The sequence below is a fragment of the Pseudomonas sp. 10B238 genome (assembly GCF_000970615.1).
Lineage (GTDB): Bacteria > Pseudomonadota > Gammaproteobacteria > Pseudomonadales > Pseudomonadaceae > Stutzerimonas.
On record NZ_KQ033934.1, the window covers coordinates 104,417 to 127,736 of the forward strand.

Here is a 23,320-nt window from a genome sequence, read left to right on the forward strand (position 1 = left end):
CCGTGCGCGGCCCGTCAAGGGGCGAACGGCGCCAGCTGGATCAGCCGCTGGCATCGCTCAACCAGGTGTTCACGCAACAGCCGCACCCGTTCGCCCAAATGAGCACGATGGGCACAGATCAGGTTCAGCGGCGTCGGCTCGCCCAGCAGCTCCGGCAACAGCACCACCAGTCGCCCCAACTGCACATCCTGAGCGATGTCCAGCCAGGATTTATACACCACGCCCCGCCCGGCCAGCGCCCAGCGGCGCACCACATCGGCATCGTCGCTGACGCGATCACCGCTCACCAGCTGCTCCAGCTCGCGGCGGCGGTCGTCGAGAAAGCACCAGCGCTCATGCACCCGCCCGGCCAACATGAATCGCAGACAATTATGGTCGGCGAGATCGGCCAGCGTGCGCGGCGATCCATTTGCCGCCAGGTAGCCCGGCGAAGCGCAGAGCACGCGCCGATTGGCCGCCGCCACCGGGACCGCCACCAGGCTGGAATCTTCCGGCTGGCCATAGCGCAGCGCGATATCGACAGGCTGCCGAAACAGGTCGGCATTGCGATCCGCCAATAATAGTCGAAGGCTCAAGAGCGGGTGCTGCAGCTGGAACTCGTCCAGCCAGGGCAGCAGTACATTGCGGCCGAAATCTGACGGCGCTGACAGCTGCAGCGTGCCACTGATAGTCGCTTTACCGCCCGCAAGCAGTTGTTGACCCTCGACCAGGCTCTGCAAGGCCGAACGCGCATGGGGCAAATAGAGCTCGCCTTCGCCCGTCAGCCTCAGGCTCCGGGTCGAACGCACCAGCAAGCGGCAACCCAATTGCGCTTCCAGTCGCTTGAGCGCCGCACTGGCCACGGCCGGCGACAATTCCAGCTGCCGAGCAGCGGCCGACAGGCTCCCCAGTTCAGCGGTCAGCACGAATACCTGTAGGTCATCGCTACGCAGCATTTTCAATATTCCGTTGAAAGAGTCTCTGCGAAATATGCGGTTTTTCATCGCAGCGCGAAAGCCGAACATGGCGGTATTCAATGCCCATCTCTAGAGGAGACCCACGATGAAAGCCATCGGCTACCAACAATCACTGCCAGTCGACGACGTGAATTCACTGATCGACATCGAACTGCCTGATCCCACACCCGGTCCGCGCGACCTGCTGGTCGAGGTCCGGGCCATTTCGGTGAACCCGGTGGATACCAAGATCCGCATGCGCGTGCAGCCGGAAGCCGGTCAATATCAGGTGCTCGGCTGGGATGTCGCCGGCGTGGTGCGCGCGGTAGGCAGCGAAGTCACCCTCTTCCAGCCCGGCGATGAGGTGTTCTATGCCGGCGCGCTGGACCGCCCCGGCGCCAACAGCGAGCTGCATCGGGTAGACGAGCGCATCGTCGGCCGTAAGCCCGCAACACTGGATTTCGCGGCTGCAGCGGCGCTGCCGCTGACGTCGATTACCGCCTGGGAACTGCTGTTCGAACGTTTGCAAATCAGCGAAAGCAAAGATGAGCGTGACCAGCGTCTACTCATTGTCGGTGCAGCAGGAGGTGTCGGTTCGATCATGACGCAGCTGGCGCGCCAGCTGACCGGACTGAAGGTAATCGGCACGGCCTCGCGCAGCGAAACCCAGGACTGGGTGCGAGAGCTGGGCGCTCATGAAGTGATCAATCACAGCCAGCCACTGGCCGCCGAGCTGCAACGCGTGGGCATCGCCGACGTCACCCACGTTGCCAGCCTGACCCACACCGACGTGCATCTGGCGCAGATCGTCGAGGCGTTGCAGCCTCAAGGGCGCCTGGCCTTGATCGATGATCCGGCAAGCCTCGACATCAGCCTGCTAAAGCGCAAGAGCCTGTCGCTGCACTGGGAGTTCATGTACACCCGTTCGCTGTACCAGACGCCGGACATGATCGCCCAGCACGAGTTGCTCAACCGGGTCGCCGAGCTGATCGACAGCGGTGTGCTCAAAACCACGCTGGGTGAGCATTACGGCACGATCAACGCCGAGAACCTGCGTCGCGCCCATGGCTTTATCGAAAGCGGCAAAGCCAAGGGCAAGGTCGTCCTCGAAGGCTTCTGACCCCTGGTCGGCTGGTGTGCCGCCTCAGGACGAGGCGGACTCCTGGCTGCGCTGCGAAATTGCGATCTGGCCGGTGTACCAGGCCAGACACGCCGCCAGGCCAGCACACACCGTGATCGCCAGGGCCATCGGCACCGCGGTGCCGTTATGCATCCAACCCACCGCTGCCGATGCAAAGGCAGCGACGCAGAACTGCATGCTGCCCATCAAGGCCGACGCCAGCCCCGCCTGCTTGCCCTGCTTTGCCATGGCACAAGCAGTCGCGTTGGGCAGGATGCTGCCAAGGCTCGCCAGCCCGGCGAACAAGGGGATCAGCAGCGGCCACAGCGCATCGGGCTCGCTCAGCGCGATTACCAACAGCGCCGCGCCGCAAGCGAAGTAGAACCAAACCAGGCGCCTTAGCCAGAAACCCGGACCGCGCAAGCGCAACAGCCGTGCATTGATCTGCGAAACGAGGATGAATCCAGCCGCATTGCTGCCGAACAGCCATCCGTAGTGCTCGGCCGGAACCCCATAAAGCTCGATGAAGACGAAGGGCGACCCGGCGATGTAGGCGAACATGCCCGCCATGGCTACGCCGCCGGAGAGCGCGAAGGCGATGAACTCGCCGTCACGAAACAAGGCGACGTAGCGCCCGAAGGTTCCGCTCAGAGCGTGTTTGGGCGCATCGGCCGGCAGGGTCTCCGGCAGCCGCATCGCGACCGCAACGCCGCACAGCGCACTAAATATCGTCAGCGAGACGAAGATCGCCTGCCAGCCAAAGGCGTTCATCAACAGCCCACCCGCCAGTGGTGCGAGGATCGGCGCCAGCCCCATCACCAGCATCAGTTGGGAAAAGACTTTGGCGCCCTGGACCGGATCGCAGCTGTCCCGCACAACCGCGCGGGTCACCACGATGCCTGCACAGCCACCCAGCGCCTGGACGAAACGCGCGGCGATCAGCCAGTCCAGCGACGGCGCGAACGCGCACGCCAGCGACGCCAGAGTAAATAGCGTCACACCCACCAGCAGCGGCCAGCGCCGGCCATACCGATCCGCCAGGGGCCCGTAGATCAGCTGACCGAGGGCCAGTCCGATGAAGTAAGCCGCCAGCGACAGCTGGACGTGTTCCACGTCTGTGGCAAAAGCGCGCGCAATCGAGGGAAACGCTGGCAGATAGAAGTCGATGGCCAGCGGGCCAAAGGCGCTAAGAGCACCCAGGATGAGCAAAATCGGAAGGGGCATGGAGAGAACTCGCGAAGCGGAAAAAGCCGAAGCGTCAACGCGCAGGGAAGCCGCGGTAGAGATCGATCATTTACAGAGAAGGTCAGATGCTGTTACATACACAGACGATTGTAAACATCCAAAGTTGCAGAAGTTGAAGGACAAACTCCGCATAGCCCGCCCGCCAAGGCCTTAATCAATGCAGCGTCAGGCTGCCGTAGCTCTCACATGCGAAGAACCAAAGAAGACGCCGAAAAGACCCGTATCGCCCTGCTCGCCTCTGCCGAGCGGCTATTTCTCGACAAGGGTGTGGCGCATACCAGCCTGGATCAGATTGCCCGTGACGCCGGAGTGACTCGCGGCGCTGTGTATTGGCATTTCCAGAACAAGGCGCATCTGTTTCATGAAATGCTCAACCAGGTTCGCCTGCCGCCGGAGCAAATGGCCGAGCGACTCTGCAGTTGCACCCAGCAGCAGCCGTTGCGAGCGCTGCATGAACTCTGCATCGAAGGCATCAGTGCACTAGGCCGGGACGAGCAGAAGCGCCGCGTGATGACCATTCTCCTGCACCGCTGCGAATTCACGGAAGAACTGCGTGAAGCGGAAGAACGCCACCACGCGTTCATCAATCTGTTTATCGAGCTCTGCGAGAAACTGCTGGAGAGTGCCGCCGACAGTCTCTATCCAGGCATCACGCCAAAACTGGCCGCGCGCACCTTGCACGCGCTGATCGTCGGTGTGTTCAGCGACTGGACCCGCGACCCGACCCTGTTCGATCCGGAAAAGGATTGCGCCGCCCTGATCGACCCGGTGTTCCGTGGCCTGGTCAAGGACTGGGACAGTTCCGTCGCCCACTGACCTATCGCATAAAAACGCGGCAGCACCGGCTGCCGCGTATCGCATCACTGAACCTGATAGCCCTCTTCTTCAATGGCCTCGCGGATAGCCGCCTCGTCCAGCCCACCCTCCACTCGCACCACTCCTGCCTCAAGATCGACATCAACCTTGGCACTGGGATCTCGGGACTGAATCGCCTGGGTCACGGCGCGCTGGCAATGCGCGCAAGTCATGCCTGTCACGTTGAACGTCTGCATCAGGTGCTCCTCTCATTTATTGACGACTTCAGCATGCTCAACCTTGCCATACTGATAAGGTCAATAGACTGGCTGCGACAACCTGTTACTCGACTTGACCTTCCCATAAGGTGAAGGTTGATCATCATCGGCATCAGGTCCATTCGGAGCGAACCATGACCAGCGCAACCTACACTTTGCCTATTACCGGCATGACCTGCGCCAGCTGCGCCGGGCGGGTCGAACGCGCCCTGCTGAAGGTGCCCGGCGTCGACAATGCGGCGGTGAACCTCGCCGCCGAGCGGGTCCGCGTGCAAACCCATGAAGGCGATATCGCCGCGCTGATACAAGCCGTGGAAAAGGCGGGTTATGGCGTCCCGGTGCAGACGCTGGAACTGGCTATCGAAGGCATGACCTGCGCCAGCTGCGCCGGCCGCATCGAGCGCGCCCTGCTCAAAGTGCCAGGCGTACGCAGCGCGTCTGTGAACCTGGCCAGCGAACGCGCACGCATCGAGGTGCTCGGCGCGGTAGACGCAACGGTACTGATCCAGGCCGTCGAAGCAGCCGGCTACAAGGCACAGGCCAGCAGCGATAACGAGCCCGCCGCGGACACGAGCGACAGCCGTCTGCGCCGCGAACGCTGGGCAGTGATCGCCGCGTTGCTGCTGGCCGCGCCCCTGGTGATCCCGATGTTCGGCGATCTGCTGGGGCTGCATTGGATGCTGCCACCCTGGATTCAATTCCTGCTCGCCACACCTGTGCAATTCATCCTCGGGGCGCGTTTTTATGTGGCCGGCTGGAAAGCCGTGCGCGCTGGCGCCGGCAACATGGATTTGCTGGTTGCGATCGGCACCAGCGCCGGTTACGGCTTGAGCCTCTACCAGTGGTGGGCCGTTGAGGCCGGGCAGATGCCACATCTGTATTTCGAAGCGTCGGCTGTGGTGATCGCCCTCGTCCTGCTGGGCAAGTATCTGGAAAGCCGCGCCAAACGTCAGACCAGCGCGGCTATCCGTGCGCTGGAGGCGCTCAGGCCGGATCGCGCCTTACGGGTGGTCGACGGTCGTGAAGAGGACGTTGCCATCGCCGCCCTGCGCCTGGACGACCTGGTACTGGTCAAGCCTGGCGAGCGCTTCCCGGTGGACGGCGAGGTGGTCGAAGGTGAGAGCCAGGCCGATGAAGCCTTGATCAGCGGTGAAAGCCTGCCGGTGAACAAAGAGCCGGGCGACCGCATCACCGGTGGAGCGATCAACGGCGAAGGCCGCTTGCTGGTGCGCACCACGGCCCTCGGCGGCGAAACGGTGCTGGCGCGCATCATTCGGTTGGTGGAGGACGCTCAGGCCGCCAAAGCACCCATTCAGAAGCTGGTGGACAAGGTCAGCCAGGTCTTCGTCCCGGCCGTATTGGTCATCGCCCTTATGACGGTCGCCGGCTGGCTGTTTGTCGGCGCTCCGGCTGAAGTTGCGTTGATCAACGCGGTTGCGGTGCTGGTGATCGCCTGCCCCTGCGCCTTGGGCCTTGCGACACCTGCGGCGATCATGGCGGGCACCGGCGTCGCCGCCCGCCACGGCATTCTGATCAAGGACGCCGAGGCGCTGGAAGTCGCCCATGCCGTGACAGCCGTCGCCTTCGACAAGACCGGCACACTCACCTCCGGCAAGCCACGCGTCGTGCATCTGCATGCCGTGGACGGCGACGAAGCCACTCTGTTGCAACAAGCTGGGGCACTGCAACGCGGCAGTGAACATCCACTTGCTCAGGCAGTGCTCGACCGTTGCGCAGAACAAGGCATTACGGTCGCCGACGTTGAGCGCAGCCAGTCGCTAACCGGTCGCGGCATCTCGGGCGACCTTGATGGCCGCTCGCTGGCGCTGGGTAATCGCAGGCTGATGGACGACAGCGGCCTGCAACCGGGCGAGCTGGCGGGCAAAGCCGAAGCTTGGGAAAGCGAAGGCCGCACACTGTCCTGGCTGATCGAGACTGCGCCGCAACCTCGCGTGCTCGGCCTGTTCGCCTTTGGCGACAGCCTCAAAGAAGGCGCCGCTGAAGCGATCGCAGCTCTCAATGCCCGGCATATTCGCAGCCATTTGATCACCGGTGACAACCGCGGCAGTGCGCGTGTTGTGGCTGAGGCGTTGCAGATCGACAGCGTGCATGCCGAAGTGCTGCCGGCAGACAAGGCGGCCACGGTCGCCGAGTTGAAAAAAGGCGGCGCGGTGGTGGCGATGGTCGGCGACGGCATCAACGATGCGCCAGCGCTGGCCGCAGCCGACGTCGGTATTGCCATGGGCGGCGGGACCGATGTGGCCATGCATGCCGCCGGTATCACCCTGATGCGCGGCGATCCTCGCCTGGTGCCCGCTGCACTGGAGATTAGCCGCCGCACCTACCGCAAGATCCAGCAGAACCTGTTCTGGGCGTTCATCTACAACCTGGTGGGTATTCCGTTGGCCGCGTTCGGCTTTCTCAGCCCGGTGGTAGCAGGCGCGGCGATGGCGCTGTCGAGTGTCAGCGTGGTCAGCAACGCATTGCTGCTCAAGCGTTGGGAGCCGAAGGACTAGCGTGCCGCCGCGCGCGGGCTGTGGTCGGCGGCACGCATGGACACCGCGCTGACACAGCACACAACAGCCTCACACCGATTCGTCTGGATGCGCACATGAACATTGGCCAAGCAGCAAAGAAAAGCGGGTTATCGGCGAAGATGATTCGCTACTACGAGTCCATCGACCTGATCTCCCCCGCCGGGCGCAGCGCCAACGGCTACCGTCACTACGGCGAGGAAGACCTGCACCGCCTTGCCTTCATCAAGCGCTCGCGCGATATGGGCTTTTCATTGGAGGAAGTGAGCAGGCTGCTCACGCTCTGGCAGGACCGCCATCGCGCCAGCGCTGACGTGAAGTCCCTGGCCGGCGCGCATATCGAGGCGCTCAATCAGAAGATCGCTGAATTGGTGGGGTTACGCGACACCCTGCAAGAGCTGGTCGACACCTGTCAGGGCGATGACCGGCCGGATTGCCCGATCCTCAAGGACCTTGAGTCCGGCGGATGTTGCGCTTAGCGGCACATATGGCAAGCCTGCCCCGGCGACGAACTCTCAACGCCGCCCAGATGCAACGAGGCCAGGCATTGCGCCTGGCCTCGTGGTGAATCGTTTGCGCGATCAGCTTGCCTGCGTCTGCAGATAATTCTGCAAGCCGATACGATCGATCATGCCGAGCTGCTGCTCCAGCCAGTAGGCGTGATCCTCTTCGGTGTCCATCAGCTGCAATTCTAGGATTTCACGCGTCTGGTAATCGCCATGCTGCTCGGCCAGCGTGATGCCTTTGGCCAAGGCTTCGCGCACCTTGTATTCGAGTGCCAGATCGGCTCGCAACATCTCGGGGACCGTTTGGCCTGGGTGCATCGCCTCAGGCGTCATGTCCGGAGTGCCTTCAAGGAACAGGATGCGTTTGAGCAGCGCGTCGGCGTGCTGGGTTTCCTCTTCCATCTCGTGATTGATTCGCTCGTAGAGCTTGGTGAAGCCCCAATCGGCATACATCCGCGAGTGCAGGAAATACTGATCGCGCGCCGCCAGCTCCCCACGCAGCAGTTCTTTCAGATATTCGATGACCTGTGGCTGACCTTGCATTGCGACTCTCTCCTGCACTGACATTTTGAACGCCGGGCAATGATACGCCCAATCGACGGCAGATTGACCGCAGCCCCATTGCCGCAGGCAAAACCGGCTGACCAGCGGGTCACTTCAGCATAGGTCGAACTCCCGAGCCAGAGCGGGGTTCTACTGGTTCTGTCGCGGCGTTTCGCACTGCACCGCGATGTCTTGCTCGCCCTATCGTCCAGGAGAACGGATGCCGCTTTTATCGTCGAGAGGCCACTCACCGCATCTCAATATCACCGCTTCGATCTGCATGTTGCTGGCGCTGTCTGGCTGCTCCGAGGACACGAAACCTGCGCAAGTCCCGCCACGCGTCGCTTTCGTCGAGCCCCTGCAGCGCATTGATAACGGCCCCGAGGCGCTGCGCTTTCCGGGGGTGGTCGATAGCGTGACCAGCACGCAGCTGGCATTCCAGGTGCCGGGCCGCGTCGAGCGGATCCTCGTCGACGAGGGCGAACGCGTTGAAAAAGGTCAGCCGGTGGCCAAGCTCGATGACACCGACTACGAGCTGCAACTGCGCGAAGCCGAGGCGCGGCTGCGCCAGCTGGAGGCAGACCTGACCCGTAAACGCGCCCTTTTGGCCGAGGGGATTATAGCTCCCGCCGCGGTCGAACCCCTGCAGGCCAATGTGGTGGCGGCGCGGGTCGCCCGTGACAGCGCCCTTCGTAACGTTAATCACAGCACGCTGGAGGCACCGTTCGACGGTGTGGTCGCGCGGCGCCTGGTCGAACCGGACATGGTGGTTGCCACAGGCTCGCCCGTACTGGAACTGCAGAACAACCAGCACATCGAGGTCGCGGTCGACCTGCCAGAGAGCGCGGCGCTGAGCATTCCACTGAACAGCACATTGGAGGCCGTGGGCGAACTGGTCATCGCCGACCTGACCCTGCCACTGGCCTACAAGGAACACAGCACCCAGCCTCGCGAGGGCTCACGCACCTACAATCTGACCCTGCAGGGCGAGCCGCCCGCGGACTACAACCTGCTGCCGGGAATGGCCATGCGGGTTCGCCTTCAGCGGCCTGCCGCCTCGCAAAGCGATACGCCGCCGCGTTTTCGCCTGCCGCTCAACGCGGTGCAAACAGCGCCAAACGGCAGCCATTACCTCTGGTTGGCGGTGGACGGCCATGCCCAGCGCCAGGACTTGCAGCTCGAGCGCATCGAAAACGATCACGCGGTGGTCAGCGGCGAGCTGAACAACGACATGCTGGTGGTGGTGGCGGGCGGCAGCAAGCTGTCGGAAGACCAGCCGATCAAAGCCGAGCGGCGGAAGTAAGCGGATGGATTTAGCACGTTACGCCATCTGCAAACCGGTCAACATTTGGGTGCTGGTCCTGATCTGCCTGGTCGGGGGCGTCGTCGCGTTCTTCGAAATGGGCCGGCTGGAAGATCCCGAATTCACCATCAAGGAAGCCATCGTCACGGTGCAGTATCCCGGCGCGACCGCACTCGAAGTCGAGCAGGAAGTGACCGAACCCTTGGAAAGCGCCATCCAGGAGCTTTCCGAGGTGAAGCAGATCCGCTCGCGCTCGATGATAGGCCTGGCGGAAATCCGCGTCGAAATTCAGGACCGTTACTCGGGTGAGCAGCTCGATCAGATCTGGGATCAGCTGCGCAGCAAGGTCGAGGATGCTCGACAACAGCTGCCTCCGGGCCTGGACCCACCGCTGGTAAACGACGACTTTGGCGATGTCTACGGCATCTTCTTTGCTCTGACCGGTGAAGGCCTGACGCTGGAAGAGCTGCATGAAGTCGCCAAGGACCTGCGCCGCGGGCTGATCACCGCGGACGGCGTTGGCCAGGTCGAACTGGCCGGCGTGCGTGAAGAGCGAATTCTGGTGGAAGTCGATCAGGCACGCCTGGCCGCACTAAAGCTGTCTCCACAAGAGCTGGTTGCGGCGCTGACCGATGCCGACGCAGCGGTGGAAGCCGGCGGCGTGCGGGCCGGCGAATTCTTCGTCCACATCCGCCCGACCGGCGCGTTCGACTCCCTGGATGCGCTACGTGCATTGCCAGTGGGCCAAGGCCAGCAAAGCGTCGACTTGGGCTCCATCGCCACCTTGAAACGCGAATACGCCGAACGCCCGCGCCAGATCATCCGCCATAACGGTGAGCCGGCATTGACCCTCGGCGTCAGCGGTGTGTCGGGCAGCAACATCGTCGAAGTCGGTCGTAGCGTCGAGGCGAAGCTGGAGTCCATGCAGTACCTGATGCCGCTGGGCGCCGAACTGCATCCGTTGTATCAGCAGCACAGCATCGTCAACGAGTCGGTCAACAGCTTCGCGCTCAACGTCTTCCTTTCCGTGGCCATCGTCGTCGGCGTGCTGTGCCTGGCCATGGGTGTACGCGCCGGCGCGATCATCGGCGCTGTGCTGTTTCTCACCGTGCTCGGCACGCTGCTGCTCATGTGGATCGGTGGGATCGAGCTGGAACGCATCTCCCTCGGCGCGCTGATCATCGCCATGGGCATGCTGGTGGACAATGCCGTAGTGGTCTGCGACGGCATGCTGATCGAGAAACAGCGCGGCAAAAGCATTCTCGAAGCCTCTCGCAAGACGCTGCAGCAGACGCAGTGGTCGCTGCTGGGCGCAACCATCATCGGCATCCTGGCCTTCGCCGGGATCGGCCTGTCCCAGGACACCACCGGTGAGTTCCTCTTCTCGCTGTTCTTCGTCATCGCCGCGTCGCTGCTGCTCAGCTGGCTGCTGGCACTGCTGGTGGTGCCGCTGTTCGGGCACTACCTGCTCGAGCGCAAGGGCGATAAAGAGGACGATGACACCGACCCGGACGATGCCTACAGCGGGCCGATCTACAACCGCTACCGCCGTATCGCCGGTGGAGTGCTGGGTCGCCCCTGGCTGACACTGGGCATCTTAGTGGTGCTCACGGTCCTAAGCGTGCTGGGCTTCAGCCGCGTGCCGCAGAGCTTCTTTCCGCCGTCGAGCACACCGATCTTCTACGTGAACCTGTTCCTGCCGCAGGGCACGCATATTCGCGAGACCAGCCGCACCGCCGAAGATGTCGAGGCCTACCTGAAGCAGCTGGATGGCGTAACCGATGTGTCGACCTTCGTTGGCGCGGGTGCGTCGCGCTTCATGCTCACCTACGCGCCAGAACAGCCCAACCCGGCGCTGATGCACTTTCTGGTACGCACCGAAAATGCCGAGGTGATCGCCGATCTGGTTCGCGAAGTGAACCAGACACTGCCGGGCCGCTATCCTTCTACCGACGCCGCCGCCGCGCAATTCATGTTCGGCCCCAACGCCGAAGCCAAGCTCGAAGCGCGGATCAGCGGCCCCGACATTGACGAGCTGCGCCGGCTGTCGGCCGAAGGTCAGCGAATCCTTCAGGAGCAGGGCCAGGTGTTCAATATCCGCGATGATTGGCGCTCCCCCGTTCCGGTGCTGCGTCCGCGGCTGGCCCTGGACCGCCTGGCCGATGCAGGGCTGACCCGCCAACAGGTGGCGCAGGCGCTGTCGGTGGCCAGCGAGGGCCAGCAGGTCAGCGTGTTCCGCGATCAGGATGAGCTGATCCCAATCCTCCTGCGCGCTACGCCGGGGGATCGCGTCGAACCGGGCGATCTGCTGCAACGGCTGATCTGGAGCCCTGCCACCCGCAGCTATGTGCCGCTGGCCCAGGTTGCGGACGGCGTTGAGGCTACGACCGAGGAGTCGATGATTCGCCGTTACGGCCGCGAACGGACCATTGCAGTCCGTGCTGAGCCGCGCGACGGCGAGAACACCAACGTCGCTTTCGAGCGCGTTCGTCCGTTGATCGAAGACATCGAACTGCCGATCGGCTATTCACTGGAATGGGGCGGCGACCACGAACAGTCGTCCGATGCCCAGCAGGCGCTGGCCAGCACGCTCGCGGTGCCCTATCTGGCGATGGTGTTGGTCACGGTGCTGCTGTTCGCCAAGGTCCGCCAGCCCTTGATGATCTGGCTGGTGGTGCCGATGGCGCTGTGCGGCGTCACGCTCGGGCTGCTGGTGACCGGCCAACCGTTCGGCTTCATGGCCCTGCTCGGCCTGCTTAGCCTGACGGGCATGCTGATCAAGAATGCCGTGGTGCTGGTGGACGAGATCGACCGGCAGATCGAGGATGAAGTGCCGCGTCTGACCGCCATCATCGAGGCCTCCGCTTCGCGCCTGCGACCAGTGATGATGGCGGCCGGCACCACGGTGCTGGGCATGGTGCCGCTGCTGTTCGACCCCTTCTTCGCCAACATGGCCGTGACCATCATGGGCGGGCTGGGCTTCGCTACCCTGCTCACCTTGCTGGCGGTGCCCTGCCTGTACCTGCTGTTCATGCGCGTCAAACCGGAGGAAACCTGATGCCGAGCCGATTGCCCCGCACGCCGCTGGTCTGGGCACTGGCGTTGGCCCTTGGCGCGTGCTCCAGCGTGCCGGAGCGCCCGGCGCCCGACGTGCCGGATAGCTGGTTCCATGCGGTGCGCCAGCAGCCAGCCGATGCCGAGGCGCTTGCCGACTGGTGGCAGCGATTCGACGATCCCGTGCTGACAAGGCTCGTGCGCCAGGCGCTGGAGAACAATCGCGACATCCACCTGGCCATGCTGCGCGTCGACGCCGCACGTGCGCAGTTGCGGCAGGCCCGCGCCGGTCTCTTCCCCACCTTCGATCTGCCCGGTTCGGCCAGCCGCCAGTGGATCGAGAACAACAACGAGCAGAACCCCAACAGCCCCATCGGCCAGTTCATTCCAGATGAAGACGTGATCACCTTCGATAACTGGGAATTGGCGCTACAGGCCAGTTGGGAGCTGGATATCTTCGGTGCCACCCGCGCGCGAACCGACAGTGCGCGCCAGCAGATCCGATCCGCCCAGGCCCAGGCCATTGCAGCCCGGTTGGCGGTCGCCTCGAGCATGGCGCAGGGCTACATGCAACTGCGCGCCCTTGAGGGGCAACGCGCGCTTTTGGTTGAAGGGATCGAGCTGGCGAAAGGCCTCGAACACATCGCCCGCCGACTGTTCGAGGCGGGCGAGGTCACCCGGCTGGATGTCGAATCCAGCGCCGCTGAGCGTGCCTCGCTGCAGGCGGATCTGGACGAACTGGGAATCAACCTGGCCGAGGCGAGGCTGGCTCTGGATACGCTGCTCGCCGAACCACCGGGAAGCATCGCCCGGCGGCTAACAGCCGACGCCAAGGTTCCGCTGGCAGACAAGCCCATCCCGCCCGGGCAGCCGCTGGACCTGCTGCGAAGACGCCCGGACTTGATTGCCGAAGCGGCGCAACTGCAGGCAGCTCAACTGCAATCGTTGGCCGCCCGCCGCGACCTGTTCCCGACACTTGCCTTGCAGGCGGCAGTCGGCCGCTCCGGGCTGGCCTTGGGCGATGCCTTTTCCACCGCCTCGAATTTCGCCCGCCTCGGTGCGACTTTCGGCCTGCCCTTTCTCGACTACCGCCGGCGCGGTGCGGCGATCGACCTGGCCGATGCAGAGGGCGAGAGCGCCTACCTGGGTTTCCAGCAGGCACTGGCCCAGGCACTGGAGGACGTGGAGCGCTCACTGGTGCGCATCGACGGGCAACAACGCCGCCTTGAGTCGCTGCGCACCACCCTCCGCCATCGTGCCTACGCCTATGAGCTGGCGCAGAAGAGCTATCGACTGGGCGAGGCGAACCTCAACGAGGTGCTCGATGCCCAGCGCGGTTCGCTACAGGCTCGCCAGCAGGCGTTGCAGGGACGAGCCGCCCTGGCAACTGCGCAGGTGGCTTTGTTCGTGGCATTGGGCGGCGGCTGGGAGATGAAGCCGAGCGCGGTGTCGGATGCAGACAACACGAGCGAAGCGCCGGAGCATTCGGAGCATTCGGAGCAGTAGTTCTGCGACTGCCCTAGAGTGAACGCCGGGCGATGATCGCGAGCAAGCTCGCTTCTACGACAAGCGGACCGCCGACCAGCCTTGCGATCCTCAGCGCTCGGAACGCCCTCGCTCTGTAGGAGCCAGCTTGCTGGCGATCAGGACTAGTACAGGCAGCGAGCACCCCGGGAACGCCGGCTATGAGCGCGAGCAAGCTCGCTCCTAAGAAAAGCGGAAAGTCGACCAATCTTGCGAGCCTCAGCGCCCGGAACGCCTTCGCTCTGTAGGAGCCAGCTTGCTGGCGATCAGGACTCGCACAGGCAGCGAGCATCCGGGGGAACGCCGGGCGATGATCGCGAGCAAGCTCGCTCCTACGAAAAGCGGACCGCCGACCAACCTTGCGAGCCTCTGCGCCCGGAACGCCCTCGCTCTGTAGGAGCCAGCTTGCTGGCGATCCCGACGCTCATAGGCAGCTAGCATCACGCGGACACTGAACAGTGATCGCTCCAAGGTGGGACGCCCGAATAGCGTCCCTCCGTGTCTTAGATCAAGCGATCAAGCCCCGCCAGGCGCCGTCAGTTACGCATCCAGGGCGGCGTGGGCGGCTCGTCGCTGGGCTCGTCCGTTGCGTTGCGCAGGGCTTCCTTGCGCGCCTGATCGGCCAGGGTCGCCTTGATTTCCCGCATCACGGCATCCAAGTCCGCCGCGTCTTCCGGCTCGGCGAATTCCCCGGTGAGCTCGGACTCAGGCGTGAGCTTGCCGTCTTCGTACAGCGCCCACATTTCCTTGGCGTAGCGGGTGAACTTGAGTTCGGGCGCGAACTGCCCGAAGTAGGCGGACATATTGCCAACGTCCCTTTCGAGCATCTCGAAAGCGTGGTTGTTACCCGCCGCATCGACTGCCTGAGGCAGGTCGATGATCACTGGCCCATGCTCATCAAGCAGCACGTTGAACTCGGAGAGGTCGCCATGCACCAGCCCGGCGCAGAGCATCTTGACCACTTCATGGATCATGAAGGCATGAAATTCCCGCGCATCGTCGGGGTGCAGGTCGACGTCGTTGAGACGTGGAGCGGCATCGCCGTCTTCGCCGGAGATCATCTCCATCAGCAGCACGCCATCGAGAAAGTCATACGGTTTGGGCACACGCACGCCCGCATCCGCCAGCCTGAACAAGGCGGCCACTTCAGCGTTCTGCCAGTTTTCTTCCTTCTCTTTGCGCCCGTGCTTGGAGCCCTTGGCCATGGCGCGAGCATCGCGGCTGCTACGAACCTTGCGGCCTTCCTGGTATTTGACGGCCTGTCTGAAGCTGCGGTTGTTGGCTTCCTTGTAGACCTTGGCGCAACGTAGCTCATCACCACAGCGCACTACATAAACCGCTGCTTCCTTGCCGCTCATCAGCGGGCGCAGCACTTCGTCGATCAGCCCATCCTCGACCAACGGCTCGAGTCGTTTTGGCGTTTTCATCAGCGGCTTACAGACCCTATTTGACTATGCAGATCTGCAGGTTACGGCAATCACGAACGGGCTTCCATGCTCGCCCGCAAGTTTGAAAGCGTACTGTGGATTGGCATCGGAGCCGGCCAGGGCGGACAATCGCGCTCATTCACCCAGGGAGCACTGCAATGCTCGATTTCGACCACTGCTGGCAAGCGCTCTGCGATCGCGATCCGAGCTTCGATGGGCGCTTCGTGTTTGCCGTGCATTCGACCCGAATCTTTTGCCGTCCGAGCTGCCCGGCACGTCGTCCCCGACGCGAGGGTGTCAGCTTTTTCAGCCACATCCACGAGGCCGAGGCCGCCGGTTTCCGCGCGTGCAGACGCTGTTTGCCTCAAGGCAAGAGCCTCGCCGAACAGCTCGATGAGCTGGTAATCGCCGCCTGCCGCCTGCTGGATGAGAGCGTCGAACCGATGACCCTGGAGCAGCTGGCTGCCCGTATCGGCCTGTCATCGTCGCATCTGGCACGCGCATTCAAGGCGCGAACCGGCCTGACGCCTCGCGCCTGGGCCGCAGCGCGCCGACGAGAGCGGCTGGAGATGCAGCTGCCGGATGCCGAGTCAGTGCTTGGCGCAGCCTTGGACGCCGGCTACGGCAGCACGCGCGGCGCCTATCAGCACACCGCCGCGATCAGCCCGGCCCAGCGCCGACGCAAAGGTGCCGGCGAAACCCTGCGCTATGCCACCAGCCCGTGCCCCTTGGGGCTGCTGCTGGTGGCGGCCAGCGAAAAGGGGATATGCGCACTGTTGTTCGGAGATGAACGGCAGGCGTTACTCGAAGAACTGCGCTCCCGTTTCTCGGCAGCAAATCTGCTGCCCGATCAGGCTGGGCTCGGCGAATGGCTGCGTTCAATTATCACCCAGCTGGAAGAGCCCACCCGCGCCGCGCAGCTGCCGCTGGACCTGCGTGGTACTGCATTCCAGCAACAAGTCTGGCAGGCGTTGCGGAGCATTCCGCCGGGCGAGACCCGACGTTACGGTGAGCTGGCAGCAAGCCTTGGCAGTCATGCGCGCGCTGTAGCCCGTGCCTGCGCCAGCAACCCGGTGGGCTTGCTGGTGCCTTGTCATCGCGTGGTGGGCGCCAACCAGGCACTGACCGGTTACCGCTGGGGTGTCGAGCGAAAAGCCGCCCTGCTCGACTCGGAGCGTGATGAATCGGGAGCCTGAGAGCGATTTAGCGGTCGGATGCGTCACATGCCACCGCAAAGAGCCCAGCCATGACCGAACTGAAACGCTACCGCATCCATTACCTGATCAATGGCGAACCCGCCTCGCTGACAATGAGCGCCTTCGAAGCGCCTGCCATGGAGCAAGCCGAGCTGGAGATCCTGCTACACCACGTCAAAGAGCCCCGCGCCAGCGTCGACGCGCCCTGGGAAATTCCGGAACGCGCCAGCGAGCACAGCCGCATGGCCGAACTGGGCGTCAGCGATATCCAGATCGAAGAAGAATCTCACCGCTGACGCACTGCCACGCACCCACTGAAGGAGAGCCAGCCTTGCCCTTGATCGACACCCACACTCATCTCGACTTCGATCCCTTCGACGCGGACCGTGGTGAGGTGCTGGACCGCTGCGCCACGGCTGGAGTCGAGCGCGTTCTGGTGCTTGGCGTGCATCAGGCGAACTGGGACAGGGTCTGGCAGATGGCATTGGACGAGCCAGCCGTCTATGCCGCGCTGGGCCTGCATCCAGTGTTCCTGCAGGATCACCGACCGGAGCATATCGACGCGCTGCGCGACTGGCTGCAGCGCTTGCGCGGCCAAGACAAGCTCTGCGCCATCGGCGAGATCGGCCTCGACTATTACATCGAGAACCCGAACAAGGATCGCCAGCAAGAGCTGCTCGAAGCACAGTTCGACTTGGCCAACGAATTCGAACTGCCGGTACTGCTTCACGTTCGCCGCGCCCACGCGCCGATGGTCGCCGCCTTGAAGCGCTACAAGCTCAAGCGCACCGGCATCGCACATGCCTTCAGTGGCAGCTGGGAAGAAGCGCGGGAGTACATCAAGCTCGGCTACAAGCTCGGCCTGGGCGGCGCCGGTACTTGGCCCCAGGCGCACCGCATGCACCGTGTGCTGCAGCAACTGCCACTCGAGAGCATCGTCCTGGAAACCGACGCCCCGGACATCACACCCCACAGCCACGCCGGCCAACGCAACAGCCCGGAATTCCTCCCGGACATCTGCAGAGAGCTGGCCGAACTGCGCGGCATCAGCCCAGACGAGCTGGCAGACGCCAGCTATCGCAACAGCCGCGAGTTGTTTGGCTGGAAGTGAGCGCGCTCAGCCCAGGCCCGCTCTGCCCAACATCACTTCCTAGACACAACGCCGACAAGCGACTGGGCGCCGCTTAACGAGCGGCAGGATCAGACGCGGAATGCACCGATCAATTGCTGCAAGCGCCCCACCAGCTCGGTGAGCTCGCGACTCGCTTGCTCGGTATGGCCTGCGCCCTCGGCGGTGCGCTGCCCAGCCTCGTTGATCGCGACAATGTTGCGATCAATGTCATGAGCAACGGCGGTCTGTTGCTCGGCGGCCGCGGCGATCTGGTGATTCTGGTCAACGATGACACCGACCGCACCAAGGATGTTCTCAAGTGCCTGCTGAACCTGGGCCGACTGGCTGACCGTTTGTTCAGCCATTGAGTGGCTGGAGTGCATGGTCTTGACCGCCGCACCGACGCCGCCCTGCAGGCGACCAATCATCTGCTCGATTTCTTCGGTGGACTGTTGGGTGCGCTTGGCCAGGCTGCGCACTTCATCAGCCACAACAGCGAAGCCGCGGCCCTGCTCGCCTGCGCGTGCCGCCTCGATTGCCGCGTTGAGCGCCAGCAGGTTGGTCTGCTCGGCCACGCCCTTGATGACATCCAATACCTGGCTGATGGCTTTGCTGTCGCTTGCCAGCTGATTGATCACACTGACCGATTGTTCGATCTCGGCGGCCAGCAGGCCGATGCCGCTCACCTGCGCCTCGACCAGGGTGCGACCGCTGACGGTTTCCTCATTGACACTCTGAGCGCTGCCCACTGCGGCTTCAGCGCTGGTGGCCACTTCCTGCGCGGTCGCCGACATCTCGTTCATAGCCGTAGCGACCTGTTCGATCTGTCCGCGCTGCTCGGACACCGTCTGGTTGCTCTCGCCAGAGACGGTTTCCACGCGCGAAGCCTGACGCTCCACTTCGCCGACTGTATGTCCGACGCGCTCGATAAGTTCGCGGATTTTCGACACCGTCTCGTTGAACACCTGACCCAGCTCACCCAGCTCGTCGCGGCTTTGTACCTTGAAACGCGCTGTCATATCCCCTGCCGCCACTCGGTCCATGGTGGCACCGAGGCTGCGCAGCGATGCGCGGGTAGACATGTAGAACGCGCTGTAGAGGTAGACGATCAGTACAAACACCACTGCCAGTGCGGCCAGCAGCAGGACCATGAGTAATTGCTTCTGCTCCAGGCGCTGCTCGAGCTGGTCATCCAGGAAGGCGAGGATGGCGTCGTTGAGCGCATAGGTTTTCGCCATCTCGGCGCTGATCAGGTCGTAGAAATTTTCCCAGGGCTGATCCAGCGCCTCGGCCATGATCACCTGATCCTGGAAGATATCGCTGCTGGACTGCAGAGAGTCGCGGCTCGCCTTTGCCTGTGTATCAAGTTGGCTCTGGGCGGCGGGGCTGCTGCCCAGCACGTCATGCAGTTGGGCACCGTATTGCGCTTGCTGCTTCTCCAGCTCGAGCAGCAGGTCGTCCAGTTTGTTGCTGGCATCGGAGTTCAAATAGCCCTGACCAAAGGTGTAAGAGCCCACCGCCCGACCTTCACCGAGCGCAGCGGTGATGGTTGGCGTCGCCGAGGTCAGAAGCTCAGAGAGTAAGCGGACATCACGCTGACTGTCCTGACTCAAGCCCGACTGGCTGGCGATCAGCTTGATCATTACCTGCGCCTTGGCCAACACCGCCCGCGCCATAGCGGCTTTTGCTTGCAAGGACTGCTGCGACTGAGCCTCACGCAGTGCAGCACCGAGCTCATCCCGGCGCGCTTCGAATTCGGCGACCTGCTCAGGGTTATCGCTGACCGGCGTCAGGTTCTGCATTCGCGCGGCAAGTTCTCTTTCGGCATTGGCCAGTCGGGTGATCAGCGCCTGCACTTCACCGGTCTGCCCGATAATGCCTTCGATCTCGACCAGATCTTTCCAGTCTTCCATTTCCCGGCGTAGCTGCAAGGCCGTGCCCAGCAGTTCCAGGCTGCGCAACTCAGTGCGGGTGCCGACGAACTCCTCGTAGGAGTCGCGCACCAGATAGAAATTGGTCAGCAGCATTGGGACGAAAAACAGAACGCTGATCAGGCTGAACTTCATGCCGAAGCTCAGACGGTTCATCAGGGCGATGGCCGGATACAACAGACTTTTCAAAAGACGTCTCCCAATTATTGTTGTATTGCCATCAGCGTCGAGACTGCGGCAGGGCTCGTCAGAGAAGGGTGCGAGAAAACTTATACGGGATATCGGACGGTGCTCATGTAACTTAAGGTAATGGCAGAGTGACACCCCGACAACTGGCAGAAGACACGCCGATTCCGGCATATCCACCGCACTTATGCGGAGCGCCTATTGTGCGGAGTGTCTCTACCGAGCGCTGAGCGGCATCGATTCGCTAGAGGAGCAGAATCCAGAGTGCGATTGCCGCGTACCAGAGGATGCGAGCACGCACGAGCAAGGCGGCGAGACTGTCGAGGCGCCCGATGCCCGCCTGCCCGGCGTAGGGTTCGCCCAGGTCAGCCGCCACTGGGCCGACCTCGGCCAAGAGCTGCCGAGCAGGAACACCCCAGTGCAACAAATCAGCCAGCATGGCGCGATTAGCCGCAACGAAATTGCCGACCAAGCCGAAGCTTGCCAGCAGCACCCGCACCGGTAGCCAGTCGAAGGCATGCCTGAACTGGCCCGCCCGCTCGCGTATGGCCTCGGCCTTGGCGTGCTCGATGGTCAACGCAAGCAGCCGATAGGCGAGCGCCGCCACGGGACCAAGCAGTACGTACCAGAAGATCACGGCAAAGAAGCCTTGATGGCTGCGCCAGAGCAGCTGTGCTTCCACGGCACGTAATAGGCCCGGCGCATCCGTCGCGCTGAGTCCCAGGTCACGCTCGGCGACCAGTGCTGCAGCTTCGTCATCGCCACGACGCCAGGCATCGCGGAACGGCCCGAGCTCACGCTTGCCCTGGCCTCGACCCAGACTGTAAAGCAGTACCAGCAGGTGCAGGGGAAGGCTTAGCCAGCCATAGGCCAGTGGCTCGAGCGCCATCAACAGCAAGCCGAGCACCAGCACCGGCAGCAGCACCAGAATGGCCAGACTTAGCCATGGACCGCGCCTCGACTCCGTGCCGCCCTCGACGCGCTCCAGCAGGCGCAGCCAGGGTCCGTCATCCTGCACCGCACGCCGCCAATCGGTGAGCTTATCGATGACCAGGGCCAAGAACACCACGAGAAAAATCATCTATCGAATCCTGTCAGGGCAGTTCAGGCAACGATCGAGGCCGTGCGCAAACGTTGCCAATCAAATGCGGGACCGGGATCGGTCTTGCGTCCCGGCGCGATATCGCTATGGCCACAGACGCGCTCCGGCGTGATCGCCGGATAGGCCTGCTGAAGCAGGCGACACAGTGAGATCAGGCTGTCGTACTGGGCTTCGCTGAACGGCTTTTCATCAGTGCCCTCCAGCTCGATCCCAATGGAGAAATCGTTGCAACTTTGCCGGTCACCGAAACAGGAAACACCGGCGTGCCAGGCGCGCTCCAGACAAGAGACGAACTGAGTGATCGCGCCATCACGTTCGATCAGAAAGTGCGCTGACACCTGCAGGTTCGCTATTTCTTCGAAGAAGGGATGCTCGTCGCACGGCAGACAGTTCTGAAAAAACTGTTGGACTTTCCCGGTCCCGAACTGGCCAGGCGGCAGGCTGATGTTGTGGATGACCAGCAGCGAAATCTCGCCATCCGGACGCTGGTTGAAGTTGGGCGAGGGGCAATGGCGTACACCTCGGCACCATCCTGTCGCATGATCCAGCTGCATCACGGCGAAACCTGGTTGAACTGCGGGTCTGAAGGCTAGCGCCTGCAACCACCCCGCTGCAAGCAGTCAGGCTATTGCAACTCCATCGGCTGCTGAGGACCGGCGCGCTTCTCATCACGGCGCGAGGCCAGGCGATCGGCAAGCCGGGTTGGTTCGGGCAACCGATAGCGGGTGACGTAACGCATGACTAATTGCGGTGCGGTTTCCAGGCTGACCCGGTTGCCCGGTGAAATGATCAGCGGACGCACCTTGTCCTTGCTGCGTAGAACCGTGCCGATCACCTTTCCGCCCTTGTCCAACAGATCGACCTGCTCGCCCCGCTGCTCGCCGAGCGCCGTATGCGTCCCGATCAGGATCTTCTTCGCGACGCCGATGGTCGGCAGTCCGGTAACGACACCCAGATGAGCCGCAATACCAAGACCACGCGGATGAGCGATGCCATGCCCATCGGAAAAAATCAGATCGGGCGTCTGATCGAGGGAGTCGAGCGCCTGCAGCACGGCAGGCAGTTCGCGAAACGACAGTAGCCCCGGAATGTAAGGCATACAAGTCGGTATCCGCGCCAGCGCTTGCGCCAGCGGTTCGAGGGTTTCGGCATCGAGAAGCACGACCGCGGCACGGGTGATCTTGCCGCCGTCCTCGAAGCCCACATCGACGCCGGCGATCACTTTTAACGGACCGAACTCATCGGCCAGGACGACCTTGTCGGCTAGCTGGGTCTGGATTGCGCGGGCATCAGCAGTGCTTCCGCTCCAACGCTGAAGGTCAGCGCGAGGTTGCGATCTAGGTTCTGTCATGGTGGTCCTCTCAGCCTGATCTGACGGTCGCCCGCAAATACGGTTCCACAGCCGCACCTCATTGGGACTGGACAGTCAGGCGAAAAAATAAGACGCTCCCGCCGGACTGCGGCAGTTTTACCCTGCTTTGCCCCAAACAATAACAATCGGAACAGCCTGATCTCGCATGCTCACCGTCCCTCCCTTGAAACGTATCAGTATTCTGGCAACAGACGGTGTGTTCGCCTCCACCCTGCTCCATGCCAAGGACTTCTTCCACATGGCCAGCCTGCGCTACGGCAAGCAGCTGGGACTCGATCTCAACCCCGCGTTCGAGACGTCATTGGTCAGCCCGGACGGGCTGTCGGTCAGTACATTCAGCGGCCCGCGCATTGAAGTGGATGGAGCCCTGGATGAGGCAGACGCCGTGATCCTACCGGCGTTCTGGGGCGACTTTGACGCTATCTGCCAGCGCTACCCGCAGGTTTCGCCCTGGTTACAGGAGCGGCATGCGGCCGGCAGCGCGATCTGCGGCGAGGCCAGCGGGGCCTTCTGGATGGCTGCTGCGGGGTTGCTTGACGGCCGTGAGGGCACCACTCACTGGCGTTTCGCCCATGAATTCGTCGAACGGTTTCCGCGCGTTCTATTCACTCAGGAAAAGCACCTGACCGACAGCGACAATCTTTACTGTGCGGGCGGCACCACGTCAGCCTGCGACCTTTATATCCATCTGGTCGAGCGCTACTGCGGCGCCCATATCGCTCAAGGCATGGCGCGGGACATCCTGTTCGAGGTCCGGCGCAACTACAATCCGGGGCGAATAGGCTTCGGCGGACAGAAGCTTCACCTGGACACCCGGGTTTTGCAGATCCAGGAATGGCTTGAGGAGCATTTCGCGGAGAAATTTCGGTTCGAAGATGTCGCGCGCGATCACGGCATGAGCATTCGCAATTTCATGCGCCGGTTCCAGACGGCCACTGGCGACAAGCCGCTGCACTATCTCCAGCGATTGCGCATCGAAACGGCAAAGACTCTGCTTTCCACGACCCGAAAAAGCATCAAGACCATCAGCTACGAAGTGGGTTACGACGACGCGAGCTTCTTCGCCCGCCTGTTCCGCCAGCACACCGAGCTGTCGCCGAATCAGTATCGGCAGCAGTATCGCCATAAAAGCGCCTGAGTCATAAAACACAAACGGCA

The 23,320-nt window shown here is 62.9% G+C and carries 20 protein-coding genes; 11 read left to right on the plus strand and 9 right to left on the minus strand.

Annotated features, from left to right (window positions below):
* Nucleotides 1–14 precede the first annotated feature (14 nt).
* Entirely contained in the window at nt 15–935 is a 921-nt protein-coding gene (locus RT21_RS13520) for a LysR family transcriptional regulator (protein ID WP_046163138.1), read from the minus strand.
* A 106-nt stretch (nt 936–1,041) separates the two neighbouring features.
* On the opposite strand from RT21_RS13520, the gene RT21_RS13525 reads away from it, so the two are divergent.
* Nucleotides 1,042–2,055: a zinc-binding alcohol dehydrogenase family protein gene (locus RT21_RS13525; protein ID WP_046163139.1), complete on the plus strand. Its 1,014-nt coding sequence runs from the start codon at nt 1,042–1,044 to the stop codon at nt 2,053–2,055.
* A gap of 24 nt (nt 2,056–2,079) precedes the next feature.
* On the opposite strand, the gene RT21_RS13530 is transcribed toward RT21_RS13525, so the two are convergent.
* A complete protein-coding gene (locus RT21_RS13530; RefSeq protein ID WP_046163140.1) occupies nt 2,080–3,279 on the minus strand; it encodes a Bcr/CflA family multidrug efflux MFS transporter in 1,200 nt (399 codons plus the stop codon).
* A 207-nt stretch (nt 3,280–3,486) separates the two neighbouring features.
* On the opposite strand from RT21_RS13530, the gene RT21_RS13535 reads away from it, so the two are divergent.
* A complete protein-coding gene (locus RT21_RS13535) occupies nt 3,487–4,116 on the plus strand; it encodes a TetR family transcriptional regulator (RefSeq protein WP_045424521.1) in 630 nt (209 codons plus the stop codon).
* A 44-nt stretch (nt 4,117–4,160) separates the two neighbouring features.
* On the opposite strand, the gene RT21_RS13540 is transcribed toward RT21_RS13535, so the two are convergent.
* Nucleotides 4,161–4,352: a heavy-metal-associated domain-containing protein gene (locus tag RT21_RS13540; protein WP_045424518.1), complete on the minus strand. Its 192-nt coding sequence runs from the start codon at nt 4,350–4,352 to the stop codon at nt 4,161–4,163.
* A gap of 155 nt (nt 4,353–4,507) precedes the next feature.
* On the opposite strand from RT21_RS13540, the gene RT21_RS13545 reads away from it, so the two are divergent.
* Both RT21_RS13545 and cueR read left to right on the plus strand, forming a co-directional pair.
* Nucleotides 4,508–6,889, plus strand: coding sequence for a heavy metal translocating P-type ATPase (locus tag RT21_RS13545; RefSeq protein ID WP_046163141.1), 2,382 nt, complete (start codon nt 4,508–4,510; stop codon nt 6,887–6,889).
* 95 nt (nt 6,890–6,984) lie between these two features.
* Nucleotides 6,985–7,386: a Cu(I)-responsive transcriptional regulator gene (gene cueR, locus RT21_RS13550; RefSeq protein WP_045424512.1), complete on the plus strand. Its 402-nt coding sequence runs from the start codon at nt 6,985–6,987 to the stop codon at nt 7,384–7,386.
* Nucleotides 7,387–7,488: 102 nt separating this feature from the next.
* On the opposite strand, the gene bfr is transcribed toward cueR, so the two are convergent.
* Nucleotides 7,489–7,956 (minus strand): bacterioferritin, encoded by a 468-nt coding sequence (gene bfr / locus RT21_RS13555; RefSeq protein ID WP_045424510.1) that lies wholly within the window; start codon nt 7,954–7,956, stop codon nt 7,489–7,491.
* Between the two features lie 220 nt (nt 7,957–8,176).
* Here bfr and RT21_RS13560 point away from each other — a divergent pair, with 220 nt between their 5' ends.
* Genes RT21_RS13560 through RT21_RS13570 form a run of 3 tightly spaced genes read left to right on the plus strand, consistent with a single transcriptional unit; the run spans nt 8,177 to nt 13,819 of the window.
* Complete coding sequence (locus RT21_RS13560; protein WP_046163142.1) at nt 8,177–9,259, plus strand: efflux RND transporter periplasmic adaptor subunit; 1,083 nt, start codon at nt 8,177–8,179, stop codon at nt 9,257–9,259.
* Between the two features lie 4 nt (nt 9,260–9,263).
* Nucleotides 9,264–12,317, plus strand: a complete 3,054-nt coding sequence (locus RT21_RS13565; protein ID WP_046163143.1) for an efflux RND transporter permease subunit — start codon at nt 9,264–9,266, stop codon at nt 12,315–12,317.
* Complete coding sequence (locus RT21_RS13570; protein ID WP_046163144.1) at nt 12,317–13,819, plus strand: efflux transporter outer membrane subunit; 1,503 nt, start codon at nt 12,317–12,319, stop codon at nt 13,817–13,819. The genes RT21_RS13565 and RT21_RS13570 overlap by 1 nt, the downstream gene beginning before the upstream one ends.
* Before the next feature lie 554 nt (nt 13,820–14,373).
* Here RT21_RS13570 and RT21_RS13580 read toward each other — a convergent pair.
* Complete coding sequence (locus tag RT21_RS13580) at nt 14,374–15,264, minus strand: PA4780 family RIO1-like protein kinase (RefSeq protein ID WP_045424500.1); 891 nt, start codon at nt 15,262–15,264, stop codon at nt 14,374–14,376.
* Between the two features lie 158 nt (nt 15,265–15,422).
* Here RT21_RS13580 and ada point away from each other — a divergent pair, with 158 nt between their 5' ends.
* Genes ada through RT21_RS13595 form a run of 3 tightly spaced genes read left to right on the plus strand, consistent with a single transcriptional unit; the run spans nt 15,423 to nt 17,571 of the window.
* Nucleotides 15,423–16,460 carry a bifunctional DNA-binding transcriptional regulator/O6-methylguanine-DNA methyltransferase Ada gene (gene ada, locus RT21_RS13585; RefSeq protein ID WP_046163146.1) on the plus strand — a complete coding sequence of 346 codons (1,038 nt, stop codon included), beginning with the start codon at nt 15,423–15,425 and terminating at the stop codon, nt 16,458–16,460.
* A 50-nt stretch (nt 16,461–16,510) separates the two neighbouring features.
* Nucleotides 16,511–16,756, plus strand: a complete 246-nt coding sequence (locus RT21_RS13590; RefSeq protein WP_045424495.1) for a hypothetical protein — start codon at nt 16,511–16,513, stop codon at nt 16,754–16,756.
* Nucleotides 16,757–16,791: 35 nt separating this feature from the next.
* A complete protein-coding gene (locus tag RT21_RS13595; protein ID WP_046163147.1) occupies nt 16,792–17,571 on the plus strand; it encodes a TatD family hydrolase in 780 nt (259 codons plus the stop codon).
* Nucleotides 17,572–17,660: 89 nt separating this feature from the next.
* Here the strand turns inward: RT21_RS13595 and RT21_RS13600 are convergent, their stop codons facing one another.
* The 4 genes from RT21_RS13600 to nfi all read right to left on the minus strand — a co-directional run bounded on the left by RT21_RS13600 (nt 17,661) and on the right by nfi (nt 22,141).
* A complete protein-coding gene (locus RT21_RS13600; protein ID WP_046163148.1) occupies nt 17,661–19,691 on the minus strand; it encodes a methyl-accepting chemotaxis protein in 2,031 nt (676 codons plus the stop codon).
* A 241-nt stretch (nt 19,692–19,932) separates the two neighbouring features.
* Nucleotides 19,933–20,769 carry a regulatory signaling modulator protein AmpE gene (gene ampE, locus RT21_RS13605; protein WP_046163149.1) on the minus strand — a complete coding sequence of 279 codons (837 nt, stop codon included), beginning with the start codon at nt 20,767–20,769 and terminating at the stop codon, nt 19,933–19,935.
* 23 nt (nt 20,770–20,792) lie between these two features.
* On the minus strand, nt 20,793–21,344 hold the full coding sequence (gene ampD / locus RT21_RS13610; protein WP_046163150.1) for a 1,6-anhydro-N-acetylmuramyl-L-alanine amidase AmpD: 552 nt from the start codon (nt 21,342–21,344) through the stop codon (nt 20,793–20,795).
* Nucleotides 21,345–21,415: 71 nt separating this feature from the next.
* A complete protein-coding gene (nfi, locus tag RT21_RS13615) occupies nt 21,416–22,141 on the minus strand; it encodes a deoxyribonuclease V (RefSeq protein ID WP_046163151.1) in 726 nt (241 codons plus the stop codon).
* A gap of 166 nt (nt 22,142–22,307) precedes the next feature.
* On the opposite strand from nfi, the gene RT21_RS13620 reads away from it, so the two are divergent.
* The gene (locus RT21_RS13620) at nt 22,308–23,300 is read left to right on the plus strand and encodes a GlxA family transcriptional regulator (protein ID WP_046163152.1); all 993 of its coding nucleotides are present in this window, start codon (nt 22,308–22,310) and stop codon (nt 23,298–23,300) included.
* Nucleotides 23,301–23,320 lie beyond the last annotated feature (20 nt).